This is a genomic window from Pantoea osteomyelitidis (assembly GCF_044342975.1).
GTDB lineage: Bacteria > Pseudomonadota > Gammaproteobacteria > Enterobacterales > Enterobacteriaceae > Pantoea > Pantoea osteomyelitidis.
Window position 1 is genome coordinate 175194 of sequence record NZ_JBGFSN010000001.1, and the last position, 25084, is coordinate 200277.

21 protein-coding genes and 4 tRNA genes are annotated in these 25084 nt (G+C 56.1%); 20 read left to right on the forward strand and 5 right to left on the reverse strand.

Annotated elements, in window-relative coordinates; all coding sequences use genetic code 11:
- Positions 1 to 3 precede the first annotated feature (3 nt).
- Positions 4 to 1296 carry an ATP-dependent RNA helicase RhlB gene (rhlB, locus tag ABU178_RS00785; protein WP_397211017.1) on the reverse strand — a complete coding sequence of 431 codons (1293 nt, stop codon included), beginning with the start codon at positions 1294 to 1296 and terminating at the stop codon, positions 4 to 6.
- Between the two features lie 117 nt (positions 1297 to 1413).
- On the opposite strand from rhlB, the gene trxA reads away from it, so the two are divergent.
- The 18 genes from trxA to ABU178_RS00875 all read left to right on the forward strand — a co-directional run bounded on the left by trxA (position 1414) and on the right by ABU178_RS00875 (position 17206).
- Positions 1414 to 1746: a thioredoxin TrxA gene (gene trxA, locus ABU178_RS00790; RefSeq protein WP_130833123.1), complete on the forward strand. Its 333-nt coding sequence runs from the start codon at positions 1414 to 1416 to the stop codon at positions 1744 to 1746.
- Between the two features lie 531 nt (positions 1747 to 2277).
- The gene (gene rho, locus ABU178_RS00795; RefSeq protein WP_397211019.1) at positions 2278 to 3537 is read left to right on the forward strand and encodes a transcription termination factor Rho; all 1260 of its coding nucleotides are present in this window, start codon (positions 2278 to 2280) and stop codon (positions 3535 to 3537) included.
- A 279-nt stretch (positions 3538 to 3816) separates the two neighbouring features.
- Entirely contained in the window at positions 3817 to 4902 is a 1086-nt protein-coding gene (wecA, locus tag ABU178_RS00800) for a UDP-N-acetylglucosamine--undecaprenyl-phosphate N-acetylglucosaminephosphotransferase (protein ID WP_397211021.1), read from the forward strand.
- A gap of 24 nt (positions 4903 to 4926) precedes the next feature.
- Positions 4927 to 5976, forward strand: coding sequence for an ECA polysaccharide chain length modulation protein (gene wzzE, locus ABU178_RS00805; protein ID WP_397211023.1), 1050 nt, complete (start codon positions 4927 to 4929; stop codon positions 5974 to 5976).
- A 10-nt stretch (positions 5977 to 5986) separates the two neighbouring features.
- Positions 5987 to 7117: a non-hydrolyzing UDP-N-acetylglucosamine 2-epimerase gene (gene wecB, locus ABU178_RS00810; RefSeq protein WP_397211025.1), complete on the forward strand. Its 1131-nt coding sequence runs from the start codon at positions 5987 to 5989 to the stop codon at positions 7115 to 7117.
- A complete protein-coding gene (gene wecC, locus ABU178_RS00815; protein WP_397211027.1) occupies positions 7114 to 8373 on the forward strand; it encodes a UDP-N-acetyl-D-mannosamine dehydrogenase in 1260 nt (419 codons plus the stop codon). Before wecB ends, wecC begins: the two co-directional genes overlap by 4 nt.
- Positions 8370 to 9446 (forward strand): dTDP-glucose 4,6-dehydratase, encoded by a 1077-nt coding sequence (gene rfbB / locus ABU178_RS00820; protein ID WP_397211029.1) that lies wholly within the window; start codon positions 8370 to 8372, stop codon positions 9444 to 9446. The genes wecC and rfbB overlap by 4 nt, the downstream gene beginning before the upstream one ends.
- Before the next feature lie 22 nt (positions 9447 to 9468).
- Positions 9469 to 10350: a glucose-1-phosphate thymidylyltransferase RfbA gene (rfbA, locus tag ABU178_RS00825; RefSeq protein WP_397211031.1), complete on the forward strand. Its 882-nt coding sequence runs from the start codon at positions 9469 to 9471 to the stop codon at positions 10348 to 10350.
- Positions 10328 to 11035 carry a dTDP-4-amino-4,6-dideoxy-D-galactose acyltransferase gene (gene rffC, locus ABU178_RS00830; RefSeq protein WP_397211033.1) on the forward strand — a complete coding sequence of 236 codons (708 nt, stop codon included), beginning with the start codon at positions 10328 to 10330 and terminating at the stop codon, positions 11033 to 11035. Before rfbA ends, rffC begins: the two co-directional genes overlap by 23 nt.
- Positions 11022 to 12152, forward strand: coding sequence for a dTDP-4-amino-4,6-dideoxygalactose transaminase (rffA, locus tag ABU178_RS00835; RefSeq protein ID WP_397211035.1), 1131 nt, complete (start codon positions 11022 to 11024; stop codon positions 12150 to 12152). The genes rffC and rffA overlap by 14 nt, the downstream gene beginning before the upstream one ends.
- Positions 12152 to 13402 (forward strand): lipid III flippase WzxE, encoded by a 1251-nt coding sequence (gene wzxE, locus ABU178_RS00840; RefSeq protein WP_397211037.1) that lies wholly within the window; start codon positions 12152 to 12154, stop codon positions 13400 to 13402. The genes rffA and wzxE overlap by 1 nt, the downstream gene beginning before the upstream one ends.
- A complete protein-coding gene (locus ABU178_RS00845; RefSeq protein ID WP_397211039.1) occupies positions 13399 to 14469 on the forward strand; it encodes a TDP-N-acetylfucosamine:lipid II N-acetylfucosaminyltransferase in 1071 nt (356 codons plus the stop codon). Before wzxE ends, ABU178_RS00845 begins: the two co-directional genes overlap by 4 nt.
- On the forward strand, positions 14466 to 15809 hold the full coding sequence (wzyE, locus tag ABU178_RS00850; protein WP_397211041.1) for an ECA oligosaccharide polymerase: 1344 nt from the start codon (positions 14466 to 14468) through the stop codon (positions 15807 to 15809). Before ABU178_RS00845 ends, wzyE begins: the two co-directional genes overlap by 4 nt.
- Before the next feature lie 33 nt (positions 15810 to 15842).
- On the forward strand, positions 15843 to 16583 hold the full coding sequence (gene wecG / locus ABU178_RS00855; RefSeq protein WP_397211043.1) for a lipopolysaccharide N-acetylmannosaminouronosyltransferase: 741 nt from the start codon (positions 15843 to 15845) through the stop codon (positions 16581 to 16583).
- A 159-nt stretch (positions 16584 to 16742) separates the two neighbouring features.
- Positions 16743 to 16819 (forward strand) — tRNA-Arg (locus tag ABU178_RS00860).
- 107 nt (positions 16820 to 16926) lie between these two features.
- Positions 16927 to 17002: transfer RNA gene (locus ABU178_RS00865), tRNA-His, on the forward strand.
- A 17-nt stretch (positions 17003 to 17019) separates the two neighbouring features.
- Positions 17020 to 17106, forward strand: a tRNA-Leu gene (locus ABU178_RS00870).
- 23 nt (positions 17107 to 17129) lie between these two features.
- Positions 17130 to 17206 (forward strand) — tRNA-Pro (locus ABU178_RS00875).
- A gap of 578 nt (positions 17207 to 17784) precedes the next feature.
- On the opposite strand, the gene hemY is transcribed toward ABU178_RS00875, so the two are convergent.
- From hemY to hemC, 4 genes are read right to left on the reverse strand one after another with little or no spacing between them, the layout of a single operon-like run.
- The gene (gene hemY, locus ABU178_RS00880) at positions 17785 to 18981 is read right to left on the reverse strand and encodes a protoheme IX biogenesis protein HemY (protein ID WP_397211045.1); all 1197 of its coding nucleotides are present in this window, start codon (positions 18979 to 18981) and stop codon (positions 17785 to 17787) included.
- Between the two features lie 2 nt (positions 18982 to 18983).
- Positions 18984 to 20117: a uroporphyrinogen-III C-methyltransferase gene (hemX, locus tag ABU178_RS00885; protein ID WP_397211047.1), complete on the reverse strand. Its 1134-nt coding sequence runs from the start codon at positions 20115 to 20117 to the stop codon at positions 18984 to 18986.
- A 23-nt stretch (positions 20118 to 20140) separates the two neighbouring features.
- Positions 20141 to 20881, reverse strand: a complete 741-nt coding sequence (gene hemD, locus ABU178_RS00890; RefSeq protein WP_397211049.1) for a uroporphyrinogen-III synthase — start codon at positions 20879 to 20881, stop codon at positions 20141 to 20143.
- Positions 20878 to 21819, reverse strand: coding sequence for a hydroxymethylbilane synthase (hemC, locus tag ABU178_RS00895; RefSeq protein WP_397211051.1), 942 nt, complete (start codon positions 21817 to 21819; stop codon positions 20878 to 20880). The genes hemD and hemC overlap by 4 nt, the downstream gene beginning before the upstream one ends.
- Before the next feature lie 314 nt (positions 21820 to 22133).
- Between hemC and ABU178_RS00900 the strand changes: the two genes are divergently transcribed.
- Both ABU178_RS00900 and lptM read left to right on the forward strand, forming a co-directional pair.
- On the forward strand, positions 22134 to 24692 hold the full coding sequence (locus ABU178_RS00900; protein ID WP_397211053.1) for a class I adenylate cyclase: 2559 nt from the start codon (positions 22134 to 22136) through the stop codon (positions 24690 to 24692).
- 175 nt (positions 24693 to 24867) lie between these two features.
- Complete coding sequence (lptM, locus tag ABU178_RS00905; protein WP_397211055.1) at positions 24868 to 25080, forward strand: LPS translocon maturation chaperone LptM; 213 nt, start codon at positions 24868 to 24870, stop codon at positions 25078 to 25080.
- The last annotated feature ends 4 nt before the right edge of the window (positions 25081 to 25084 follow it).

Consider the following 25084-nt stretch of genomic DNA (forward strand, 5'->3'; position numbering starts at 1 on the left):
AGCTTAACCCGAACGTTTACGGTTATTACTGCGTGGCGCGCCACCACGGCGGTTGGCGTTATTGCCACGACGTGGCGCATTGCCGGATCGGCTGCGCGCCAGGCGTTTCGGCGGCGGCAGGTCGCTGAGCAGCGCATCGCTGTTGTACTTGCTTACCGGAATGCTGTGGCCAATATAATCTTCAATCGCCGTCAGGTTGAGCGCGTACTCTTCACAGGCGAGGCTAATGGAGTGTCCGCTGGCGCCGGCGCGACCGGTACGGCCAATGCGATGCACGTAATCTTCGCGATCGTCGGGCAGATCATAGTTAAAGACGTGGGTCACGGCCGGAATGTGCAGACCACGCGCGGCCACGTCGGTGGCGACCAGAATATCCACATCGCCTTTGGTAAAGTCGTCGAGAATACGCAGGCGTTTTTTCTGCGCGACATCGCCGGTGAGCAGACCTACGCGATGACCATCGGCAGCCAGATGGCCCCAGATATCTTCACAGCGGTATTTGGTATTGGCGAAAATAATGGCGCGATCCGGCCACTCTTCTTCCAGCAGGGTTTGCAGCAGGCGCATCTTCTCTTCATTTGAGGGATAGAAGAGTTCTTCTTTGATGCGATGGCCGGTTTTCTGCTCGGGCTCTACTTCAACATATTCCGCATTATTCATGTGCTCAAACGCGAGCTCACGAACACGATATGACAGCGTGGCGGAGAAGAGCATGCTCAGGCGCTGTGTGGCGGCAGGCATCCGGCGGAACAGCCAGCGAATGTCTTTGATAAAGCCGAGATCGAACATGCGATCGGCTTCATCCAGCACCACGACCTGAATGGCACCCAAATTAACATGATTTTGTTTAGCGTAATCGATTAAACGGCCGGTGGTGCCCACCAGAATATCGACGCCTTGCTCCAGAACTTTCAGCTGTTTGTCGTAGCCGTCGCCGCCGTACGCAAGGCCCAGTTTCAGGCCGGTAGACTGCGCCAGAGGTTCGGCATCAGCATGAATCTGTACGGCCAGTTCTCGCGTTGGCGCCATAATCAGCGCGCGTGGCTGATTAACCTGACGGCCTTCTGCGGCAGGATGAGTAAGAAGATGATGAAACGTCGACGTCAGAAACGCCATCGTTTTCCCGGTACCGGTTTGCGCCTGACCCGCGACATCACGCCCTGAAAGCGTAAAAGGCAATGCGAGCGCCTGGATAGGCGTGCAATGATGAAAGCCTTTTGTATCAAGGGCTTCCACAACCTGTGGGTGCAGGGCGAAGTCGGAAAACTTCTGTTCAGTTAAGTGTGTTTTGCTCATAGTGTGGTAGAATATCAGCTTATTATCGCTTTACGAAAGCGTATCCGATGAAATAAAGTCAACCTACGTTGGTATATTTTACGCCAATTCGCCAGGCATATTCTTGTGGAGTAAAACATGAGCAGCGATAAAATCGTTCACCTGACCGATGACAGTTTCGACACAGACGTTCTGCAAGCAGAGGGTGTCACGCTGGTAGATTTCTGGGCTGAATGGTGTGGTCCTTGTAAAATGATCGCCCCGATTCTCGATGAAGTCGCAGAAGAGTACGACGGTAAGCTCACAATCGCCAAGTTGAACATTGACGATAATCCGGGCACCGCGCCGAAGTATGGCATTCGCGGCATTCCGACGCTGCTGCTGTTCAAAAACGGTGAAGTGGCCGCCACCAAAGTGGGCGCGTTGTCTAAAGGCCAGCTGAAAGAGTTCCTGAACGCTAACCTGGGCTAAACCTGAAACCGAATAATCGCGGTGGCGAATTTTTTTCCCACCGCTATATTTAAGATCTTTCAGGCGGCAGCGAACATCGTCATAGTCTGAAAGAGAAAAAGGATAATATCCAAAAGATTTCAGGTTGCGGCAAGGCGGCAACTGAGCGCATCCGCGAAAGCTTACATCGGTAAGTGACTGGGATAAGCGAAGGCAGCCAACGCAGCAGCAGCCTGAAAGATGAAGGGTATGGACGTCAGGGTTCAGGCGTGCTAGATTACTTTCACTGCATTACGCACTTACCTTGTAGTTTGAATCTAAAGATTTCCTTTGTTGAACCCTGACACGCTGTAACGTACGGCGGTTTGACAATCTGACGGTTAGCATCAATTTCGGCCTTGCGTTTCGACCGCCTCTTCGCTTCCTATCGCCATCCCTGACGATAATCGTCGAGAAGAGTCGAAAACCGAGCCATTAACAGGCATGGAATTTTTGCCATACCATTCACGACAAACATTTCGAGAATTACCCCGAGTTTAAGAACCCATCACTATGAATCTTACCGAATTAAAGAACACGCCGGTTTCTGAGCTGATTACTCTCGGCGAAAATATGGGACAGGAAAACCTGGCGCGCATGCGCAAGCAGGACATAATTTTCGCCATTTTGAAGCAGCATGCGAAAAGTGGCGAGGACATCTTCGGTGATGGTGTGCTGGAGATACTGCAGGATGGATTTGGTTTCCTCCGCTCCGCAGACAGCTCCTACCTCGCCGGTCCCGACGACATCTACGTTTCTCCCAGCCAAATCCGCCGCTTCAACCTCCGCACTGGTGACACCATTTCCGGCAAGATTCGTCCGCCGAAAGAGGGTGAGCGTTACTTTGCGCTGTTGAAAGTGAACGAGGTTAACTACGATAAGCCGGAAAACGCGCGCAATAAGATTCTGTTCGAAAACCTCACGCCGTTACATGCGAACTCACGTCTGCGCATGGAAAGGGGTAATGGCTCTACGGAAGACCTCACCGCTCGCGTATTGGATCTGGCATCGCCGATCGGTCGCGGCCAGCGCGGCCTGATTGTCGCGCCGCCGAAAGCAGGTAAAACCATGCTGCTGCAGAACATCGCGCAAAGCATCGCTTACAACCATCCTGACTGTGAGCTGATGGTGCTGCTGATCGACGAGCGTCCGGAAGAAGTGACCGAGATGCAGCGTCTGGTGAAAGGCGAAGTGGTGGCGTCAACCTTTGACGAACCCGCTTCGCGTCACGTACAGGTTGCAGAAATGGTTATCGAGAAGGCGAAGCGTCTGGTTGAACACAAGAAAGACGTTATCATCCTGCTCGACTCCATTACCCGTCTGGCGCGCGCCTACAACACTGTGGTGCCGGCGTCCGGTAAAGTGTTGACCGGTGGTGTGGATGCGAACGCCCTGCATCGTCCGAAGCGTTTCTTCGGTGCTGCGCGTAACGTGGAGGAGGGCGGCAGCCTGACCATCATCGCGACCGCGCTGGTTGATACCGGCTCCAAGATGGACGAAGTAATTTACGAAGAGTTTAAAGGCACCGGTAACATGGAGCTGCATCTCGCGCGTAAAATCGCGGAAAAACGCGTCTTCCCGGCTATTGACTACAACCGTTCCGGTACCCGTAAAGAAGAGCTGCTGACTTCCCAGGAAGAGCTGCAAAAAATGTGGATTCTGCGTAAAATCATTCATCCAATGGGTGAAATCGACGCGATGGAATTCCTCATTAACAAACTGGCGATGACCAAAACCAACGACGAATTCTTCGACATGATGAAACGTTCCTGATTCAGCCATGAAGCGCGGGTACACTTTATGCTCGCTTTCATCCGAATCTGCAGGAAATCGCACCGACGCCACGTCTTAACGTGGCGTTTTTCATTTCCGGGCTATAGGATTAACCCTGACGGGAGTATTTATAACGACTGCAGTATCGATACGGGAAAATTTCACCTTTTTTCGCATCGTATAAGCAGATTTCGGACTCTGGATGAACGGCAGAAAAGCTTTTTTGCTTATAGTATCCATGTTTTGTAGCTGAGAGCGTTTAACGTGAATTTACTCACTATGAGTACTGAGCTTGGTTTAACTTTTCTTTTTTCCTTAGCTTTCCTCTTTTTTGCTCGTAAGGCAGCTAAAAAAATCGGGTTGGTCGACACGCCCAATTCGCGTAAACGACACCATGGCGCCATTCCGCTGGTTGGCGGCATTTCCGTGTATGCCGGTATCTGCTTCCTCTTTGCTATCACCAATTACTATCTTCCCCACGCCTTGCTCTATCTTTTTTGCGCCGGCGTTCTGGTGCTGGTCGGGGCGTTGGACGATCGCTTCGATATCAGCGTTAAAATCCGCGCCGTTGTGCAGGCGGTGGTTGCGCTGGTGATGATTATCGGTGCCAAGCTCTATCTGCTCAGCCTGGGTTTTATCATCGGCCCGGTAGAGCTGGTGGTGGGTCCGTTTGGCTATGTGCTCACACTGTTTGCCGTCTGGGCGGCGATCAATGCCTTTAACATGGTAGACGGTATTGACGGTCTGCTCGGCGGCCTTTCCTGCGTCACCTTTGCCGCGATGGGCATCATCCTCTATTTTGACGGCCAGCTGAGCCTGGCGATGTGGTGCTTTGCGATGATTGCCGCCACGGTGCCTTATATCCTGCTTAACCTGGGCTTTCTCGGAAAGCGCTACAAAGTCTTTATGGGCGATGCCGGCAGCACCATGATCGGCTTCACCATCATCTGGATATTGCTGGAAACTACGCAGGGCCTGAGTCATCCCATTACGCCAGTTACGGCGCTCTGGCTGATCGCCATCCCGCTGATGGATATGGTAGCGATCATGTATCGTCGTCTGCGCAAGGGCATGAGCCCGTTTTCCGCCGATCGTCAGCACATTCACCATCTCATCATGCGCGCCGGATTTACCTCGCGTCAGGCCTTTATGTTGATTACCCTGGCGGCCGCCGTGCTGGCCGGGATCGGCGTGTTAGGCGAATATCTGGCCTTTATTCCGGAATGGGTGATGCTGCTGCTGTTCCTGTTCGCTTTCCTGTTATATGGCTATTGCCTTAAGCATGCCTGGCGCGTGGCGCGCCTGGTAAGACGTATGAAACGTCGCCTGCATCATTTTCGAGAAAACAGAAAATTACCCAGATAAGTACCCTTAAAGGATAACCTTGTTATGACCTCTTCCGTCGTGGAGAACGAACTGGATATTCGCGGTCTCTGCTGCACCTTATGGCGTGGCAAGGCGTGGATTGTGGGCCTGGCACTGCTGTTTGCGCTGCTGACCTGGATCGCCTCATTGTTGATGAAACAAGCCTGGAGCGCGACGGCGATAACCGATCGGCCTACCATCAATATGCTGGGCAATTATTATGCGCAGCAACAGTTTCTCAACAATCTGGACGTGCGCAACAATGCCGTGAACCTGACCGCGCCGTCGCCGACGATGATGGATGAGGTCTATCAGGAGTTCACCATGCAGCTCGCCTCCTGGGATACGCGTCGTGAATTCTGGCTGCAGACGGATTATTACAAAAGCCGGAAAAGCGGTAATGCTCGTAACGATGCCGCCGCGCTGGATGATTTAGTGAATAATATCCTGTTTACCCCCGCCGATAGCGCGCATAACACGCGCGACAGCGTGAAGTTAGTGGCGGAAACGGCCAACGATGCCAATAACCTGCTGCGGCAATATATCGCCTTTGCCAGCGAACGGGCGGCGCGGCATTTGAACGCCGAGCTGCAGGGCGCGTGGAAGGCGCGCAGCGACCAGCTTCAGGCGCAGGTAAAACGTCAGGAGAACGTGGCGAATGCGGTATTTGAGCGCCAGCGCCAGCGTATTGAGCAGGCGTTGAAAACCGCAGGTCAGCAGGGCATCAGTGAAAACCAGGCGCGAGCGACGAGCGAGTCGCTGCCCGATTCCGAACTCTTCCTGCTGGGCCAGACGCGGCTTCAGGCTCAGCTGGAAACGCTGCAGGCCACCGGGCCGGGCTACGATATAAGCTATGATCAGAACAGAGCGATGCTGGCTACGCTGGAGGCGGGCCCGAAGCTGAACAGCCAGTTCCAGACATATCGCTATTTACGCACGCCGGAAGAGCCTGTTACACGTGACAGCCCGCGTCGTCTGTTCCTGATGATTATGTGGGGCGCCGTCGGTGCGCTGGTGGGCGCGGGGATCGTGCTGGTGCGCCGTCCACGCCCGATGTTACAGCAGAGCCATTAAGAGAATTCGCGTGAAAGTTCTGACAGTTTTTGGCACCCGTCCCGAGGCGATCAAGATGGCGCCGCTGGTTAAAGCGCTGGCCCAGGATGCGGATTTTGAGTCGCGTCTTTGCGTCACCGCCCAGCATCGGGAAATGCTCGATCAGGTGCTGCGCCTTTTTGATCTACAACCTGATTACGACCTCAATATCATGCGCCCGGAACAGGGGCTGACGGAGATTACCTGCCGTATTTTGCAGGGGTTGAAAACCGTCTTGATGGATTTCAGTCCTGATGTGGTGCTGGTGCATGGCGATACCACCACCACGCTGGCGGCCAGTCTGGCGGCGTTTTACCATCGGGTGCCGGTGGGACATATAGAAGCGGGCCTGCGCACCGGCGATCTTTACTCCCCGTGGCCGGAAGAGGCGAACCGTACCCTGACCGGCCATCTTGCTACCTTTCACTTCACGCCGACCGAAACTTCACGTCTGAATCTGCTGCGGGAAAATCTGCCCGAACCGCGCATCTTTGTTACCGGCAATACGGTGATTGACGCGCTGCTCTGGGTACGCGATCGGGTGTTGATGAATGCCGATCTGAATGCTCAACTGGCGGCGCGTTACCCCTTCCTCGACGCCGACAAAAAACTGATTCTGGTTACCGGCCACCGACGCGAAAGCTTCGGCGGCGGTTTTGAGCGCATCTGTAGCGCGCTGGCGCAGATTGCGCGCCAGCACCCGCAAGTGCAAATCGTCTATCCGGTACACCTCAATCCCAACGTCAGCGAGCCGGTTAACCGTATTCTCAGCGGGATTGAAAACATTGTCTTAATCGAACCGCAGGAGTACCTGCCTTTCGTCTGGCTGATGAACCGCGCCTGGCTGATCCTGACCGACTCCGGCGGCATCCAGGAAGAGGCGCCCTCGCTGGGCAAACCGGTGCTGGTGATGCGGGACACCACAGAACGGCCGGAGGCGGTTGATGCCGGTACCGTCAAGCTGGTGGGCACCGACGTGAATAAAATTGTGGCGGAAGTCAGCCATTTGCTTAATGACGAATCTGCCTGGCAGGCCATGAGCCACGCGCATAATCCCTATGGCGACGGTCAGGCCTGCGGGCGTATTTTGCAGGCATTAAAAAATAACAGAGTTTATTTATGAGTTTTGAAACCATTTCCGTTATTGGACTGGGTTACATTGGGCTGCCGACGGCGGCCGTTTTTGCCTCGAAGGGAAAACAGGTAGTGGGCGTTGATATCAACGCGCGCGCGGTGGAGATCATCAACCGCGGTGAAATTCACATCATCGAGCCAGAGCTGGATGAGGTTGTGCGCGAGGCGGTAAAAAACGGCTATCTGCGCGCAACCATCACGCCGGAAGCGGCCGACGCCTTTTTAATCGCGGTGCCCACCCCTTTTGTCGGCGACCATCAGCCCGATCTCAGCTTTGTGCAGGCGGCGGCGGAGTCGATCGCGCCGGTGCTGAAAAAAGGCGATCTGGTGATTCTTGAATCCACCTCGCCGCCAGGCAGTACCGAACAGCTGGCGAACTGGCTGGCGGCCGCGCGTCCCGATCTCCGTTTCCCCTTGCACGCTGAAGAAACCGATATTCATATCGCATACTGTCCTGAACGCGTATTGCCGGGGCAGGTGATGGTGGAACTGGTGAAGAACGATCGCGTGATTGGCGGCATGACGCCCGCCTGCTCAGTGCGGGCCAGCGCGCTTTACCGCATTTTCCTGCAGGGCGAATGCGTGGAAACCAATACGCGTACGGCGGAAATGTGCAAGCTGACGGAAAACAGCTTCCGCGATGTCAATATCGCCTTCGCTAACGAATTATCGGTGATCTGCGCCGCGCAGGGCATTAACGTATGGGAACTGATTGCGCTGGCGAACCGTCATCCGCGCGTCAATATCCTTCAGCCCGGACCGGGCGTTGGCGGCCACTGCATTGCGGTCGATCCCTGGTTTATCGTGGCGCAAAATCCCGAGCAGGCGCGGCTCATTCGCACTGCGCGTGAAGTGAATGACAGCAAACCCCATTGGGTGCTGGATCAGGTGAAAACCGCGCTGGCGGAGTGTCTGACGCAAAGCGACAAACGCGCCAGCGACATCACTATCGCCTGCTTCGGTCTGGCATTCAAACCCAATATTGATGACCTGCGGGAAAGCCCGGCGATGGAAGTCGCGCATCTGATCGCTGGCTGGCATAGCGGCAAAACCTGGATAGTGGAGCCGCATGTGCAGCAGATTCCGACCGGGCTGGCCGATAAAGCGACGCTGGTTTCCACTGAGCAGGCGCTGCAACAGGCCGACCTGCTGGTGATGCTGGTTGATCATCGCGAATTCCGCGCCATTGATGCTGAAAGCGTAAGGCAGCAGTGGATCGTCGACACCAAAGGGGTCTGGCGATGAAGCAATTTTTGGTTACCGGCGGAGCGGGTTTTATCGGTTCGGCACTGGTACGTTTTCTGATTAACGAAACGGATCATCGCGTGCTGGTGGTGGATAAGCTGAGCTATGCCGGCAACCTGGCCTCGCTGGCCAGCGTGGTGAATCATCCACGTTTCGCCTTCGAACAAATCGACATCTGCGATCGCCCGGCGCTGGATTGTGTACTGGCGCAGTATCAGCCTGACTGCATCATGCATCTGGCTGCGGAAAGCCATGTTGATCGCTCAATTGATGGCCCGATTGCCTTTGTTGAAACCAATATTGTCGGCACCTATCATCTGCTTGAAGCGGCGCGCCACTACTGGAACGTGCTGGCCGATGAGCGCAAAAAAGGTTTTATTTTTCATCATATTTCAACTGATGAAGTGTTCGGCGATCTGCATGACAGCCAGGCGTTTTTCACCGAAACCACGCCCTATGCGCCGAGCAGCCCTTATGCCGCGACCAAAGCGAGCAGCGACCATCTGGTGCGCGCCTGGCTGCGTACCTATGGCTTACCCGTTATCGTGACCAACTGCTCGAATAACTATGGTCCTTACCATTTCCCGGAAAAGCTGATTCCGTTAATCATCATTAACGCGTTAGCCGGCAAGCCGCTCCCGGTATATGGCAACGGCGGGCAGATTCGCGACTGGCTGTTTGTCGACGATCACGCCCGTGCGCTTTACACCGTGATAAACAAGGGAAAACCAGGCGAAACCTATAATATCGGCGGCCACAATGAACGGCGCAACATTGAGGTTGTAGAGACGCTGTGCGCGCTGCTGGAAGAGCTGGCGCCGGAACGTAAACCCGCAGGCCTGAACCATTACCGCGATCTGATCGCTTTTGTCACCGATCGACCCGGACATGACCAGCGGTATGCGATTGACGCCAGTAAAATTGCGCGCGAGCTGGGCTGGCGTCCCCGTGAGACATTTGAGAGCGGCATCCGTAAAACCGTGCAGTGGTACCTCGAAAACCAACACTGGTGGCAGTCGATCCTCGACGGCAGCTACCGTGGCGAACGCCTCGGTTTATCCCGGACGCACTAGCAGAGAAATACAGGAGCTGACGATGAAAGGTATTCTTCTGGCTGGTGGTTCCGGTACCCGCCTGCACCCCATTACCCGTGGTATTTCCAAACAATTATTGCCGGTGTATGACAAGCCGATGATCTATTATCCGCTGTCAGTGCTGATGCTGGCCAGTATCCGTGACGTGCTGATTATCACCACGCCGGAGGATCAACCTTACTTTATCCGGCTGCTGGGTGATGGCAGCGAGTTTGGCCTGCGGCTCTCATGGGCGGTGCAGCCCAGCCCGGACGGGCTGGCGCAGGCGTTTCTTATCGGCGAGGCGTTTATCGGACAGGATCCCTGCTGTCTGGTGTTGGGCGACAACATCTATTTCGGCCAGGGTTTCAGCCCAAAGCTGAAAAAAGTCGCGGCAAAAACCCAGGGCGCAACCGTGTTTGGCTACCAGGTGATGGATCCGGAACGTTTTGGCGTCGTGGAGTTTGATGAGGACTTCAATGCGCTGTCGATTGAGGAAAAACCGCGCCAGCCAAAATCCCGTTGGGCGGTCACCGGCCTCTATTTTTACGATAATCAGGTTATTGAATTTGCCAAACAGGTGAAGCCCTCGGCGCGCGGCGAGCTGGAAATTACCTCCATTAATCAGATGTATCTTGAGCGCGGTGAATTATCCGTCGAGCTATTGGGACGCGGCTTTGCCTGGCTGGATACCGGCACACACGATAGCCTGATCGAGGCCAGTACCTTTGTGCAGACGGTTGAAAAGCGTCAGGGATTTAAAATCGCCTGTCTGGAGGAGATTGCCTGGCGCAACGGCTGGCTGAGCGACGATCAACTTTATGCGGCTGCGCAGGCATTAACCAAAACCGGCTACGGCCAATATCTGTTGGATTTATTGCATGTCCATCCACGTCAATATTAATCCGCTCGACTGGGAAAGCCAGTTCTTTGGTCTGCGTACGGCACGCGTCGATCTTGACGGTACGCAGCCTTTGAACGCTGAAACGATGCGTCCCTGGGCGTTACTGCAGGCGAAAGTCCCGGCGGAGCGCTTTGCAGCGATCGATATGCTGAGCCAGCACGGCTTTCAGCTGGCGGAAGGCGAGGCGGACCTTTCGTTAAGCATCAAGCGGACCGAGCGGCAAACCGGCGTGCGTATTGCGCGCGAGGCGCAGATTAGCCCGTTGCGTGCCGCCGCGCAGCACGCTTTTACCCAAACCCGGTTTCGCGCGCCCTGGTTTTCCCCGCAGGCCAGCGGCGAATTTTATGCCCGGTGGATTGAGAACGCCGTGCGCGGCACCTTCGACCATCAATGTCTGATCGCCGTGGATGATGACGGTGAGCTGCAGGGGTTTGTTTCCCTGCGCGAGGTGGAAGGCGATGCGCGCATCGGCCTGCTGGCGGTGCTGCCGCAGGCGCAGGGCAACGGCGTCGGGCAGAGGTTGATGCTGGCGGCGGCGGACTGGGGACGCGTCAGGCAGCTCAACCGGCTGCGTGTCGCAACCCAGCTCAGCAATCTGGCAGCAATGCGCCTCTATTTACGCAGCGGTGCCCGTCTGGAAAGCACTGCTTACTGGTTCTACAGGAAAGGTGATGATTCCATTTAATGCGCCCCCGGTTGTGGGCACCGAAGTCGAATACATGCAATCAGCAATGAGCAGCGGCAAACTGTGCGGCGATGGCGGATTTACCCGCCGTTGCCAACAGTGGATGGAGCAGCGCTTCGGCAGTAAAAAAGTGCTGTTAACCCCCTCCTGCACCGCATCGCTTGAGATGGCCGCCATATTAATTGATATTCAGCCCGGCGATGAAGTGATCATGCCGAGCTATACCTTTGTTTCCACAGCAAATGCCTTTGTGCTGCGCGGCGCGACTATCGTGTTTGTCGACGTGCGTCCCGATACGCTGAACATGGATGAGACGCGCATCGAAGCGGCGATTACTGCGAAAACCCGCGCCATCGTGCCGGTGCATTATGCGGGCGTTGCCTGTGAAATGGACGCCATCATGGCGCTGGCGCAAAAGTATCAGCTCTATGTGATTGAAGATGCGGCGCAGGGGGTGATGGCGACCTATAAAGGTCGCGCGCTGGGCACTATCGGCCATATCGGCTGCTTCAGCTTCCACGAAACTAAAAATTACACCGCGGGCGGCGAAGGCGGCGCCACGCTGATCAATGATGCAAAACTGGTGGAACGTGCGGAGATCATCCGGGAAAAAGGTACCAATCGCAGCCAGTTCTTTCGTGGTCAGGTGGATAAATATACCTGGCGCGATATCGGCTCCAGCTATCTGATGTCCGATTTGCAGGCCGCTTATCTCTGGGCGCAGCTGGAAGCCGCTGTACCTATCAATCAGCAGCGCCTGCGCCTCTGGCAGCGCTATTATGATGCGCTGCAACCGCTGGCGGCGAGCGGGCGCATCAGCCTGCCGCATATTCCTGCCAGCTGTGAACACAATGCGCACATGTTCTATATCAAATTGCGCGACAATGACGATCGCAGCGCGTTGATTAACTGGATGAAAGAAGCGGAAATCCTGACGGTATTTCACTACATCCCGCTGCACACCTCGCCTGCCGGCCAGCGCTTTGGCCGCTTCGAGGGGGAAGATAACTTCACCACGCGGGAAAGCGAGCGTCTGTTACGTCTGCCGCTGTTCTATAACCTCTCGGACAATAACCAGAATTCGGTTATCGGTTCCCTGTTGAGCTTCTTTTCCTGATGTCGCTGGCCAGAGCATCGGTGTGGACGGCATCGTCCACGCTGGTAAAAATTATTGCCGGGCTGCTGGTGGTGAAGCTGCTGGCGGTGAGCTTTGGCCCGCAGGGGGTGGGGCAGGCAGGCAATTTTCGTCAGCTGATTACCGTGCTCGGCGTGCTGGCCGGGGCCGGAATATTCAACGGCGTTACCAAATATGTGGCGCAGTATCAGCATGAGCCGACGCAGCTGCAGGCCGTGGCCGGAACGGCGTCGGCCATGGTGCTGGGCTTCTCCTTGCTGTTGGCGCTGCTGTTTTTGCTGGCAGCGGCGCCCATCAGCGTCGGGCTGTTCGGCGACGATCGCTACCAGAATGTGGTGCGCATCGTGGCCTTTCTGCAGCTGGGCATCGCCTGGGCCAATCTGCTGCTGGCGCTGCTGAAAGGGTTTCGCGATGCGCGCGGCAACGCGCTGGCGTTGATCATCGGCAGTGTGATCGGCGTTATCGCTTACGTTTTCTGCTGGTGGATAGGCGGCTACGCCGGTGCGCTGGTGGGGCTGGCGCTGGTGCCCGCGCTGGTGTTCTTTCCCGCGCTGGGCCTGTTAAAGCGGCGCGTAGCGCTGCCGCTCGCCTGGCTACAGCCGCAATGGCATCCGGCGCTGGCGCGCAGTCTGGCGAAATTTACCCTGATGGCGCTGATCACCGCCGTGACGCTGCCGGTCGCCTGGGTGATGATGCGCAACCTGCTGGCTGCCCATGACGGATGGCAGCAGGTGGGCCTGTGGCAGGGCGTCACCAGCATTTCCGATGCTTATCTGCAGTTTATTACTGCCACTTTCAGCGTCTGGTTGCTGCCCACCCTGGCTCGCCTGGAGAGCAAAAAGGATATTGCGCGCGAAATCTGGCGTGCGCTGCGCTTTGTCATCCCGGCGGTCGCCGCCGCCAGCTTTTGCGTCTGGTTGCTGCGCGATGTGGCGATTTGGCTGCTGTTTTCCAAAGCCTTCAGCGGGATGCGCGACCTTTTCGTCTGGCAGCTGTGCGGAGACGTCTTTAAAGTGGGCGCTTATGTTTTCGGTTATCTGGTGATCGCCAAAGCTTCGCTGCGCTTTTATATCGTCGCTGAAGTGAGCCAGTTCATTCTCCTGACGCTGTTTTCGCGTTGGCTGATCCCGCTCTACGGCGCAACCGGCGCGGCGCAGGCTTACATGGCGACCTATATCATCTGGTTTGCCCTGTGTTGCGGCGCATTTATACTCTATTGCTGGAAAAAATGACTTTACTTCATGTTTTGGGATCGGATATTCCCCATCACAACCAAACTGTGCTGCGCTTTTTTAACGATGTGCTGAGCATCGAGCAGCCGACCCCGCAGCCGCGCCGCTTTATGGTGGTGGCGCGCGAGGCTGAGGCATTTGCTGCCTTTACCGCGCTTGAGATCGAACTGTTCGCCAGCAAAAAAGCGCTGGCGCAGGCTCTGACTGATCGTGCGGCAAATCGCCAGCAGCGCTTTTTCTGTCACGGGCAGTTTAATCCCTGGATCTGGCTGGCGTTGCTGAGCGGGAAAATCAGACGCGCGCAGATTTACTGGCATGTCTGGGGCGCAGATCTCTATGAGGATGCGACTGGCCTGAAGTTTCGTCTGTTTTATCTGCTGCGTCGGCTGGCGCAGGGACGGGTGGCCCATCTGTTCGCCACGCGCGGCGATATTCACCACTATCAGCAGCGGCATCCAAAGGTGCCGACCTCGCTGCTCTATTTTCCGACCAATATGCCGGAAACCGCGCCTGCGTCATCGCCTACGGTCGCACCGCTTACGCTGTTGCTCGGCAATTCCGGCGATAAGAGCAATCGTCATATTCAGGGGCTGGAGGCGATTCGCGCGCAGTTTGGCGACAAGGTGAAGATTGAAGTGCCGCTTGGCTACCCGCCGGACAATGAAGCTTATGTTTCTCAGGTGGAGGCAGCCGCTGTGCGCCTCTTCCCGGCGGGCAACGTCCATCTTATTCGGGAAAAGCTGGCGTTTGCGGATTATCTGCAGCTTATCGCCCGCTGCCAGCTGGGCTATTTTATATTCGAACGACAGCAGGGGATCGGCACGCTCTGCCTGTTGATCCAGGCTAACGTTCCCTTTGTGCTCAACCGTAAAAATCCTTTCTGGCGTGATTTAAGCGAGCAGCAGCTGCCAGTGCTGTTCAGCAGCGATGAGCTGAACGAGAACCGGGTTGCCGAAGCGCGCCGCCAGCTTCAGCTGTGCGATAAACAGGCTATCGCCTTTTTCGCGCCGGCATACCTCACGGGCTGGAAAGCGGCCTTAACCCTTAGCGAAGGGGAGTCGATATGAGCCTCATGCAGTTTAGCGGTCTGCTGGTGGTCTATCTGTTCTCGCTGGGCTTTGTGCTGACGCTGACCTGGCGGGAATTCAGGCGGGTGCGCTTTAATTTTCACCTTTTTTTCTCCCTGTTGTTTCTGCTGACCTTTTACTTTGGCTTTCCGCTGACCAGCGTTCTGGTCTTTCGCTTCGATATGGCGGTAGTGCCAGCGGAATACCTGTTGCAGGCGCTGCTGGCGGCGACAGCGTTCTACGCCATTTACTATGTCAGTTACAAGGTGCGGCTGAAAGCGGCCACGGCGCCGCCGGGAAAACCCTTGTTTAACCTGAACCGGGTAGAAACGCATCTGAGCTGGTTGTTGATGGCGCTGGTGGCGCTGGGCACCGTGACGATCTTCTTTCTGCATAACGGCTTTTTGCTGTTCCGCCTGAGCGCCTATAACCAGATCTTCTCCAGCGAAGTTTCCGGGGTGGCGCTGAAGCGCTTCTTCTACTTCTTTATTCCGGCGATGCTGGTGCTCTATTTCCTGCGGCCCACGCAGCGAAACTGGATCCTGTTTCTGCTGATTACCGTGGGTTTTGGCCTGCTGACCTATGCGCTGGTCGGCGGAACGCGCGCCAACATCATTATCGCCTTTGCGCTGTTTCTGTTTATCGGCATCACGCGCGGCTGGATCACGCTGTGGATGCTGGTTGCGGCGGGAGCGATGGCGATTGTCGGCATGTTCTGGCTGGCGCTGCGGCGCTATAACCTCGACGTGGTGGGGGATGAGGCGTTTTATACCTTTCTTTATCTGACGCGCGACACCTTCTCGCCATGGGAGAATCTGGCGCTGCTGTTACAGCACTACGACAAAATCAGCTTCCAGGGGCTGGCGCCGCTATGGCGCGACTTCTATGTCTTTATTCCCGGCTGGCTCTGGCCGGGTCGGCCTGCCATGGTGCTTAACAGCGCGAACTACTTTACCTGGGAAGTGCTGGGCAACCATTCGGGGCTGGCGATTTCGCCAACGCTGATCGGCTCGCTGGTGGTGATGGGCGGCGTCTGGTTTATCCCGCTGGGCGCGGTTGCGGTCGGCATGATTATCAAATGGTTCGACTGGCTTTACACCCGTGGTCGTCAGGAGAGCAACCGCTACAAGGCGGCGATTCTGCAAAGCTTCTGCTTCGGCGCGGTGTTTAATATGATCGTGCTGGCGCGCGAGGGGCTGGATGCGTTCGGCTCGCGCGTGGTGTTTTTCTGCGTCATCTTTGCGGCCTGCATCGTGGCGGCGAAATTGCTTTACTGGTTACTGGATCGCGCCGGGCTGATTCGCAGCCGCGATGGTCAGGTTTTACAACGCTCAACCTGACATTCAGGCACAACAGGAAAATAAAAACAGCTTATGACAAGGCAACCCGATGCGCCGCAGTACCAGATTCGCGGCGTGGCGCTGTATGGCTTCGACAAAATGTCGTCGTTTCTCGATTTCCTCTTTGCCGATGGAAAGGTTTGCACCGGTACGTTGGTGGCGATCAATGCGGAAAAAATGCTGACGGCGGAAACCGACAGCGATCTGCGCGCGCTGCTGCAGCAAGCCGAATTTAAATATCCGGATGGCATCAGCATTGTTCGCTCTATTCGTAAAAAATATCCTGATGCGGTGGTCAGCCGCATTGCCGGCGCCGACCTGTGGGAAGCGCTGATGGAGCGCGCCGGGCGGGAAGGGACGCCGGTTTTTCTGATTGGCGGTCGTGAAAAGGTGCTTAATGAAACCTGCGACAAATTACGGCGTCAGTGGAACGTCAATATCGTTGGCAGCCAGGATGGCTACTTTGCGCCGGCGGAGCGCGACGCGCTGTTTGCCAGGGTAGCGGCCAGCGGGGCGCAGATTGTTACCGTCGCGCTCGGCTCGCCGCGTCAGGAGATACTGATGCGCGACTGCCGCCAGGTTTGTCCGCAGGCATTGTATATGGGGGTCGGCGGCACTTACGACGTATTTACCGGCCAGGTGAAGCGAGCGCCTAAAATCTGGCAAAAACTCGGGCTGGAGTGGCTTTATCGCCTGATTGCACAGCCGAGCCGCTGGCGCAGACAGTTAAAGTTAATGAAATATCTGCGCTACCACTGGCGCGGCGATCTTTGATATCGCTGGTTTTTTCAGCACCCTTTACCTTGTGGAGAAGAAATAGTGAGCGAAAAGGGTAAAGAGTGCGCAAAGCGTCATTAAACGCGTATTTTTGTGAAAAAAGCACTGGACAGCATCACACCAAATCCGTAGTATGCCCATCCGCAACGGCGCTACGCGCCCGTAGCTCAGCTGGATAGAGCGCTGCCCTCCGGAGGCAGAGGTCTCAGGTTCGAATCCTGTCGGGCGCGCCATTTGGTTTAAGCGCAAGAGCTGCGGTGGTTACATTACCGCGTTAGTTAGAAGGATGATGGCTGCAAACGTCGTCCCGGTAAGTAGATAGTTTGCAGAAAGAATTATGGTGGCTATAGCTCAGTTGGTAGAGCCCTGGATTGTGATTCCAGTTGTCGTGGGTTCGAGTCCCATTAGCCACCCCAGATTTTGCTGGGGTATTGCGAAGGTGGCGGAATTGGTAGACGCGCTAGCTTCAGGTGTTAGTGTCTTAACGGACGTGAGGGTTCAAGTCCCTCTCTTCGCACCAGGCAAAATAAGAAAGATAAAAATCGGCGAGTAGCGCAGCTTGGTAGCGCAACTGGTTTGGGACCAGTGGGTCGGAGGTTCGAATCCTCTCTCGCCGACCATCTTTTTCACCTCGCTTATGCGAGGTTTTTTGTTTTCAGCGTGCCTGAAATCTCTTTCGCTCCGATCTCTCCCTGTTTCCACTTTGTCGCGAATCTGTGACAGTTATCTCATTGAATAGATTGCGTTTTATCTGGAACGCTGTGGGTTGTCGCCTGCCAGAGACAGTTTTATCGTCTGTTGTCGTGAAACAGCAACGTTACCGGCCAGAAGCACCAGGTTGAAAATATATAATTCTATATTTTTCATATAGTTAAGATAAGCTTCTTAAGAAGAGTGCCATACTGGCACGCTTTATGCAATAATCAAGCTGTAGATGCTCATTCCACCTCTTATGTCTGCTGATGCTGCATAAACCTGGGAATGATGCAGAGCCAATTTACGGCACCTGTTGTCCGCCCCGCCTGTATCGCCTTTGCTTTACAGCAACTACGGACATTACGTTGAGTCGGGTGCCAACTCAGTTGTCTTACTGACCTGATCTTACACCTGCCTCTGGCAGGTGTTTTTTTATCTGGCGTCAGGCAAAAAAAAGCCGGGCACTAAGCCCGGCGTGCACAAAAAAACAACCAATAAAAAATCAGGCGCCCGGATTGTTCTTCAGCGTCAGCAATAATCCTTCGCGACGCATGTTTGCCGCATCTTCCGGGCGGTGCAGACGATCGTACACATCGGCCAGCCAGGCATAATCAAAAGCATCGGGACGCTGCGCCAGCGCCTGATTAAAGGCATCTGCCGCCTGCTGCCATTCACCGTGACGCATCAACATCTGCCCCAGCGTGCTGTGCAGCAGCGGGGTTGCGCCGTGCTGTTTGATCTGCTGACGCAGCGCTTTTTCCAGCGCTTCCGGATTGCCGCTTTTGATGCGCGGCATCAGCAGCACCAGACGATCGTCATAGTGACGCTTCAGCCCATCCAGAACGATTTCTTGCGCAGTATCGTGGTCGTCACATTCAATAAGGTGATCCGCCATCGCCACCTGCAACGCGGTTTCCTGGCGCGTTTTGCGGCTCAGCTTATGCCACCAGCGCTTCAGCCCTTCGCTGCCCTGGTCGGCCATCGCTTGATTCATCAATCCCAGCCAGGCCTGCTGCTGTAGCGCGTCGCGCTGTGCCTCGTCGCCCACCTGCGCTTTCTGCATCGCGGGAAGGATATCCAGCAGCGCACCCCATGCGCCGGTACGCACGTAGGCCTGCTCCGCCAGACGCAGCACTTCCGGGTGACGCGGCGCGACTTCCAGCAAACGGTCAATGCCGCCGCGCGCGGCGTGATCCTCATTGCGCGCCAGTTGAATGCGGACGCGGGTGATCTCTATCGGGATGCGATCGTTTTCCGACAGCTCCGCGGCGCGATCCAGATGCTGATTAGCGCGGATTTCGTCGCCGCGCTGCTGCGCCGCTTCCGCCGCCAGCAGATAGTTCGCCACCGGCTGTTCAGCGTGATCGGCATCTTTCGACAGCAGTTTCTCTACCTGTTTGTAATCGCCTTCCGCCAGCTTCATCAGCGCGTTTTGCGTCTGACGGTGGGCACGCCGGCGTTTGCGACCTGCAAACCAGCCGCGGGTGCGCGCGCCGGTACGGAACAGTCGACGCAGCACCCATTCCACCAACAGAATCACAATCAGGCTGAGGATCAGGATAATCGCCAGGCCCGTGACGCTGGTTTCGATATTCCAGTTATCGGTCTGGATCAGCACATAACCCTGATGGCCAGAAATCATCGGTCCGACCACCACGCCAGCAATCAGCAGCAGGAATAGCACCAGTACTTTTAGCATGCTTATTCTCCCTGCGGGTTAGCCGGAACCGATGGCTGCGCCAACAGGTTGCGTACGCGCGTCTGCATCAGTTTATCCAGCAGCGGCTGACTTTCCAGCGACTCCGGCACATCCATTGAGATGCTCTGCTGGCCGAGATCGTCCAGCTGAGAGAGAAACGCTTTGGTTGCGGCATCGTCGGTGTCATACCAGGCGCGTATCCAGGCCGAGACAGTGTCGATCGATTGCTTGTAAATTTCATCCTGATGGCGTGGTACTGCCTGGGCGGCAATCAGCAGGCGGGAGCGAATGTTCTCTCGCAGATAGACATCCTGATTCGGCGCCAGCAGCGGCTGGGCAGTGTTATCGCGGCGGCGAATGGTGATGAAATCATCCATAAAGTTATGCCAGCTTTTCACCAGGTTCTGTCGCCACTCGTGCAGAGAGCTGGAAAGTTCGCCGTTATCGTTATCCATCGGCGCGTCATCGGCGTCGTTATCTGCCAGACGCAGATTATCAACGCCATTGGAAAGCTGATTCAGCTTAAGGATGATGCCATCGTAGTCAACCTGGCTGACGCCGGAGAGGTTGCTGATATCCATCGTCAGCGCGCGCCGCACGTTCGTCACGCTGGGATCGTTCATGTCCGCCAGGCTGGCATCGGCGCTTTTCAGCAGCGCCGCTGCGGTAGTGACATCCTGATCGCTCCAGAGCTTGCGCCCGGCCAGCTTCACCAGATAATCCGCCTGCGCCAGCAGCCAGGTGCGGGAATCGTTGCCGGAGATAGTCGCCACTTTCTCACGCAGCGTTTCCAGCGCCCTGGTGGTAGCATCCTGCTGGCTACGCGCCTGCTGCAACGCGCCGTTCGCGCTGGCTAACTGCTGGGTCAGCTGCTGTTTATCGCTGCTGGTTTGCTGTTGCAGGCTGGCGAGCTGTTCGCTCAGGCTTTTGTTGGTTTGCGCCTGCAAATCAGCCTGATGCTTCCCGTAGAGGTATAAACCTGCGCCTAAGGCCAGCGCGATAACGATCGCCACCGCACCCAGTACGGCGCCGCTGTTTTTGCTGTTGCGAGGCGGCTTAGCTGCTGGAGGGGTGGTGTTATCTACCGCTGGGGTGGTTTCTTCAACCATGGCGGAGGACGCTTTTTGTTCCGTCATTGTGGCACATCCCGTTGTTAAGTTCAGAGTAACGCGCGCAGCAGCGCATCGTTATCGGCACCATCGGCTACCTGAATATCCTGCCAGCCAAGTTCACCGGCCAGCGTAGCCAAACGTTCACTGACGACCAGCAGTCGACAGTGCAGTAACCATTCCTCGCGATCGATAGCGGGGAACAGTGAAAACAGCTGTTGTAACATCTCACCGCTGGTCACCACCAGGGTAGTAATTCCGCGGTCGCGCCAGCGGCGTCCTTCTGTTGCGCCATCGTACTGCTTATTGCAGCGTTGATAGCATTCACAAAAAGAGACGTCAGCGCCGCGCTCAAGCAGCGTCTCCGCCAGCAGCTCACGTCCGCCGTTGCCGCGCAGGATCAGTGCGCGCTTGCCTGCAACCTTTTGCAGCCTGTTCAGCTGGATAAGCGCGTCGCTGGTCTCCCGGGCATGGGGATAATCAACCGGCAAACCGCTAACAGTATGCCAGGCTAACGCCGTGCTGCGACCAATAGCATAATAGTCTACGTCGCCCGGCCACGCTGTGCCGCCGCGCTGCAGCGCGGGGTGCGCATAGCGGATAGCCTGCTGCGAAAGCAGAAAAACCAGGTCACCGGGGCGTAGTGCGGCAAGCTTCTGTGGTAACGCATCCAGATCGCGGCCCGGCGTGAATTCAATCAGCGGCAGGCTCCAGGCGTGCCGACCATGCGTGCGCAGGCGGGTGACCAGCTCAGCGGCGGCGGGTTCCGGACGGGTCACCAGGATGGTCATGCAGGCGGATTTCCCTGATAAACGTCGCGCAGGATATCGCGCGCGCCGCGCTCCAGCAGCTCTTCAGCCAGCGAAATGCCCAACTGCTCCGCCTGATCGCGCGGGCCGCGCCGCTCGCCGCTCACCATGGTGCTGCCATCCGGCGAACCCACCAGGCCGCGCAGCCAGAGTTCTTCTTCTTCCAGCACGGCGAAGCTGCCGATCGGCACCTGGCAACCGCCTTCCAGACGGGTATTCATGGCGCGTTCGGCCTTGACGCAGATGGCGGTATCGTCATCGTTCAGCGCCTGCAGCAGCTGAATAAGCTGATGATCATCGAGGCGGCACTCAATGCCGACCGCACCCTGGCCTACGGCGGGCAGGGAGATTTCCGCCGGTAGCGCCAGGCGAATACGATCTTCCTGTCCGAGCCGCTTCAGACCGGCGGCGGCGAGGATAATCGCGTCATACTCGCCCGCGTCCAGCTTCGCCAGACGGGTACCGACATTGCCGCGCAGCGAGCGAATCACCAGATCCGGGCGACGGGCGCTGATCTGACATTGACGACGCAAACTGGAGGTGCCGACCACCGCGCCAGACGGCAGTTCGTCAATCGAGGCGTAATGGTGAGAAACAAAGGCGTCGCGCGGATCTTCACGCTCGCAGATGGTAACCAGACCCAGGCCTTCAGGAAAATCGACCGGCACATCTTTCATTGAATGCACAGCTAAGTCGGCGCGGCCTTCCAGCATCGCCAGTTCAAGTTCTTTGACGAACAACCCTTTGCCGCCGACTTTCGCCAGCGGCGTATCCAGGATCACATCACCTTTCGTGACCATCGGCACCAGTTCCACCCGCAGTCCGGGATGCGCAGCCATCAGACGCTGTTGCACATAGTGTGCCTGCCATAACGCCAGCGGGCTCTGTCTTGTAGCAATTCTGAAAATTTTGTCTAACATTCTGTTAACCGTTTTAATCGTTCACGGATTATCCTATCATTGATAAAGGAATGCTGTCAGTTTCAACGGATTGAAAAGGGCTGAGCGATCGCGATCGTGCGGGCAACGCATGGACGATTTGTCGCTTAAGTCTGAAAAGGCGGAATGACGCAAGCAGCGTGCTAAACTGTTAAGTAGCGCAACTTTCTTTACGGTCAATCTGCCAGGTGTTAGATTGATCACGTTTCCAGCAATAATCTGCACGAAACCTTTATTATAAGCGGCAGATTTCGGAAACAGGGTTCTTAAACACTGGGACAATCAGGCGAAACGTCTTGTACCTCTACATTGAGACACTGAAACAGAGACTGGATGCCATTAACCAGCTGCGCGTCGATCGCGCGCTGGCTGCCATGGGACCTGCTTTCCAGCACGTCTACAGTCTGCTGCCAACCTTATTACATTATCATCATCCGCTGATGCCGGGTTACCTTGAAGGTAACGTTCCACATGGCATCAGCTTCTTCACGCCTGAAGAAAAGCAGATGCAGCTGCTGGCCGAACTGGCCGGAGAAAATGCGCTCACGCTGGCGCCATCGCCGAAAGGCGAAATGCCGATTACCGGCATCTACTCCATGGGCAGCACCTCATCGGTCGGGCAAAACAGCGTGTCGGATCTCGATATCTGGGTCTGCCATCAATCCTGGCTGGATAATGAAGAGCGCCTGAAGCTGCAGCGAAAATGTACGCTGTTGCAGAAATGGTGCGTCTCGATGGGCGTCGAGGTCAGCTTCTTCCTGATTGATGAGAACCGCTTCCGTCATAACGAAAGCGGCAGCCTGGGAGGAGAAGATTGCGGTTCAACCCAACACATTCTGCTGCTGGATGAGTTTTACCGTACCGCCGTACGTATGGCGGGTAAACGCATCCTTTGGAACATGGTGCCGGGCGAAGAGGAGCAGCATTACGACGATTACGTGATGTCCCTCTATGCGCAGGGCGTGTTGACGCCCAACGAATGGCTCGATCTCGGCGGCCTCAGCACGCTGTCGGCGGAAGAGTATTTCGGTGCCAGCCTGTGGCAGCTCTATAAAAGCATCGATTCCCCCTACAAAGCGGTGTTGAAAACTCTGCTGCTGGAAGCCTACAGTTGGGAATATCCCCACACCAAACTGCTGGCGATGGATATCAAACAGCGCCTGCACGACGGTGAAATCGTCTGCTTTGGCCTCGACCCTTACTGCATGATGCTGGAACGCGTTACGCATTACCTGACCAGCGTGGACGATCAGGCGCGTCTCGACCTGGTGCGCCGCTGTTTTTACCTGAAGGTGTGCGAAAAGCTGACCAACGAAGAGCATCATCATCGCTCAGGCTGGCGGCGCGAGATCCTTTCTCAGCTGGTGAAAGAGTGGGGCTGGGATGAGGCGAAGCTGGCGGTACTGGATAACCGCGCCGAGTGGAAAATCGAGCGCGTGCGCGAGGCGCACAACGAGCTGCTCGACGCCATGATGCAAAGTTACCGCAACCTGATCCGTTTTGCCCGCCGCAACAATTTAAGCGTCAGCGCCAGCCCGCAAGATATCGGCGTGCTGACCCGTAAACTGTATGCCGCATTTGAAGCGTTGCCCGGCAAGGTGACGCTGGTGAATCCGCAGATTTCGCCGGATCTCTCCGAAGAAAACCTGACCTTTATTCATGTGCCGGCGGGCCGCGCCAACCGGGCGGGTTGGTATCTCTATAACCAGGCACCGGATATGGACTCCATCATCAGCCATCAGCCGCTGGAGTATAACCGCTACCTGAATAAGCTGGTGGCCTGGGCCTGGTTTAACGGGCTGCTCACCGCCCGTACCCGGTTGCATATTAAAGGCAACGAGATATGCGATCTGGCGCGTCTGCAGGAACTGGTTAACGACGTTTCGCATCATTTTCCGCTGCGTCTGCCCGCGCCGACGCCGAAAGCGCTCTACAGCCCATGTGAAATCCGCCATCTGGCGATCATCGTCAATCTGGAACACGATCCGACCTCGGCGTTCCGCAATCAGGTGGTGCATTTCGATTTCCGTAAGCTGGACGTGTTCAGCTTTGGTCAACAGCAGCAGTGCCTGGTCGGCAGCATCGATCTGCTCTACCGTAACTCCTGGAACGAAGTGCGCACGCTGCATTTCAACGGTGAGCAGGCGATGATAGAAGCGCTGAAAACTATCCTGGGCAAAATGCATCAGGACGCGGCGCCGCCTGATAATGTCGAGGTGTTCTGCTACAGCCAGCATTTGCGTGGGCTGATCCGCACTCGCGTACAGCAGTTAGTTTCTGAATGTATTGAGCTGCGCCTCTCCAGCACGCGTCTGGAGCCGGGCCGCTTCAAGGCGCTGCGCGTAGCGGGGCAAACCTGGGGCCTGTTCTTTGAACGCATGAGCGTCTCGGTGCAGAAGCTGGAAAACGCGGTGGAGTTCTACGGCGCGATCTCCAACAACAAGCTGCACGGGCTTTCTATCAAGGTAGAGTCGAACCATACGCCGCTGCCGCCGGTGGTTAACGGCTACGCCAGCGAAGGCATTATTCAGTTCTTCTTTGAAGACACCAGCGACGATCGCGGTTTCAACATCTATATCCTTGATGAAACCAACCGCGTGGAGATTTATCACCACTGCGAAGGCAGCAAAGAGGAACTGGTGCGCGACGTTAGCCGTTTTTATTCGTCGTCGCACGACCGGTTTACCTATGGCTCCAGCTTCGTGAATTTCAATCTGCCGCAGTTCTACCAGATTGTGAATACCGGCGAGCGCTTCCAGGTGATCCCGTTCCGCAGCCAGACGCTGACGCAGCTGTGCGCCACGCAGCCGGATAACGATCACAGCGATTACCAGCCGCGCTACCAGATGCACTGAACCCCTTTCTGACCTTCGCCGCGGCCCGAAAGGGCGCGCGGTTTGCCCTGATTCTTCTCTGTTATTAACCCCAGCTGCCGTGCGCTTCACGCTATTTGCGGGCATTTCCTGTTGCTTTTCCAACTTCAACTGCGATGATAAGCAACCGGGTTAAGGACATTAATGAGCAGAGAAAATGAAGAGAATGATTTGCCAGCTGGGCATGGTGCTGGCGTTAGCGAGCCTGGTCGGTTGCGGATTAAAAGGACCGCTTTACTTCCCGCCTAAAGATCAGCCGCAGCAACCTAAAAAGCAGACCGCCAGCAACAGCCGCGACGCGAATGCCGTCTCATCCAACGGCAACGTAAACAGCATGGTGACCAGTAAACCGAGCAGGCAGGCGAACTAATTTC

Coding starts and splice junctions, on each gene's coding strand:
- rfbA (WP_397211031.1), top strand. CDS start 9,469: ATGAAAGGTATTCTTCTGGCTGGTGGTTCCGGTACCCGCCTGCACCCC.
- hemC (WP_397211051.1), bottom strand. CDS start 21,819: ATGTTAGACAAAATTTTCAGAATTGCTACAAGACAGAGCCCGCTGGCG.
- wzzE (WP_397211023.1), top strand. CDS start 4,927: ATGACCTCTTCCGTCGTGGAGAACGAACTGGATATTCGCGGTCTCTGC.
- ABU178_RS00845 (WP_397211039.1), top strand. CDS start 13,399: ATGACTTTACTTCATGTTTTGGGATCGGATATTCCCCATCACAACCAA.
- wzxE (WP_397211037.1), top strand. CDS start 12,152: ATGTCGCTGGCCAGAGCATCGGTGTGGACGGCATCGTCCACGCTGGTA.
- rffC (WP_397211033.1), top strand. CDS start 10,328: ATGTCCATCCACGTCAATATTAATCCGCTCGACTGGGAAAGCCAGTTC.
- wecC (WP_397211027.1), top strand. CDS start 7,114: ATGAGTTTTGAAACCATTTCCGTTATTGGACTGGGTTACATTGGGCTG.
- wecA (WP_397211021.1), top strand. CDS start 3,817: ATGAGTACTGAGCTTGGTTTAACTTTTCTTTTTTCCTTAGCTTTCCTC.
- lptM (WP_397211055.1), top strand. CDS start 24,868: ATGAAGAGAATGATTTGCCAGCTGGGCATGGTGCTGGCGTTAGCGAGC.
- rho (WP_397211019.1), top strand. CDS start 2,278: ATGAATCTTACCGAATTAAAGAACACGCCGGTTTCTGAGCTGATTACT.
- rffA (WP_397211035.1), top strand. CDS start 11,022: ATGATTCCATTTAATGCGCCCCCGGTTGTGGGCACCGAAGTCGAATAC.
- rhlB (WP_397211017.1), bottom strand. CDS start 1,296: ATGAGCAAAACACACTTAACTGAACAGAAGTTTTCCGACTTCGCCCTG.
- trxA (WP_130833123.1), top strand. CDS start 1,414: ATGAGCAGCGATAAAATCGTTCACCTGACCGATGACAGTTTCGACACA.
- wecG (WP_397211043.1), top strand. CDS start 15,843: ATGACAAGGCAACCCGATGCGCCGCAGTACCAGATTCGCGGCGTGGCG.
- wzyE (WP_397211041.1), top strand. CDS start 14,466: ATGAGCCTCATGCAGTTTAGCGGTCTGCTGGTGGTCTATCTGTTCTCG.
- hemX (WP_397211047.1), bottom strand. CDS start 20,117: ATGACGGAACAAAAAGCGTCCTCCGCCATGGTTGAAGAAACCACCCCA.
- hemD (WP_397211049.1), bottom strand. CDS start 20,881: ATGACCATCCTGGTGACCCGTCCGGAACCCGCCGCCGCTGAGCTGGTC.
- rfbB (WP_397211029.1), top strand. CDS start 8,370: ATGAAGCAATTTTTGGTTACCGGCGGAGCGGGTTTTATCGGTTCGGCA.
- hemY (WP_397211045.1), bottom strand. CDS start 18,981: ATGCTAAAAGTACTGGTGCTATTCCTGCTGCTGATTGCTGGCGTGGTG.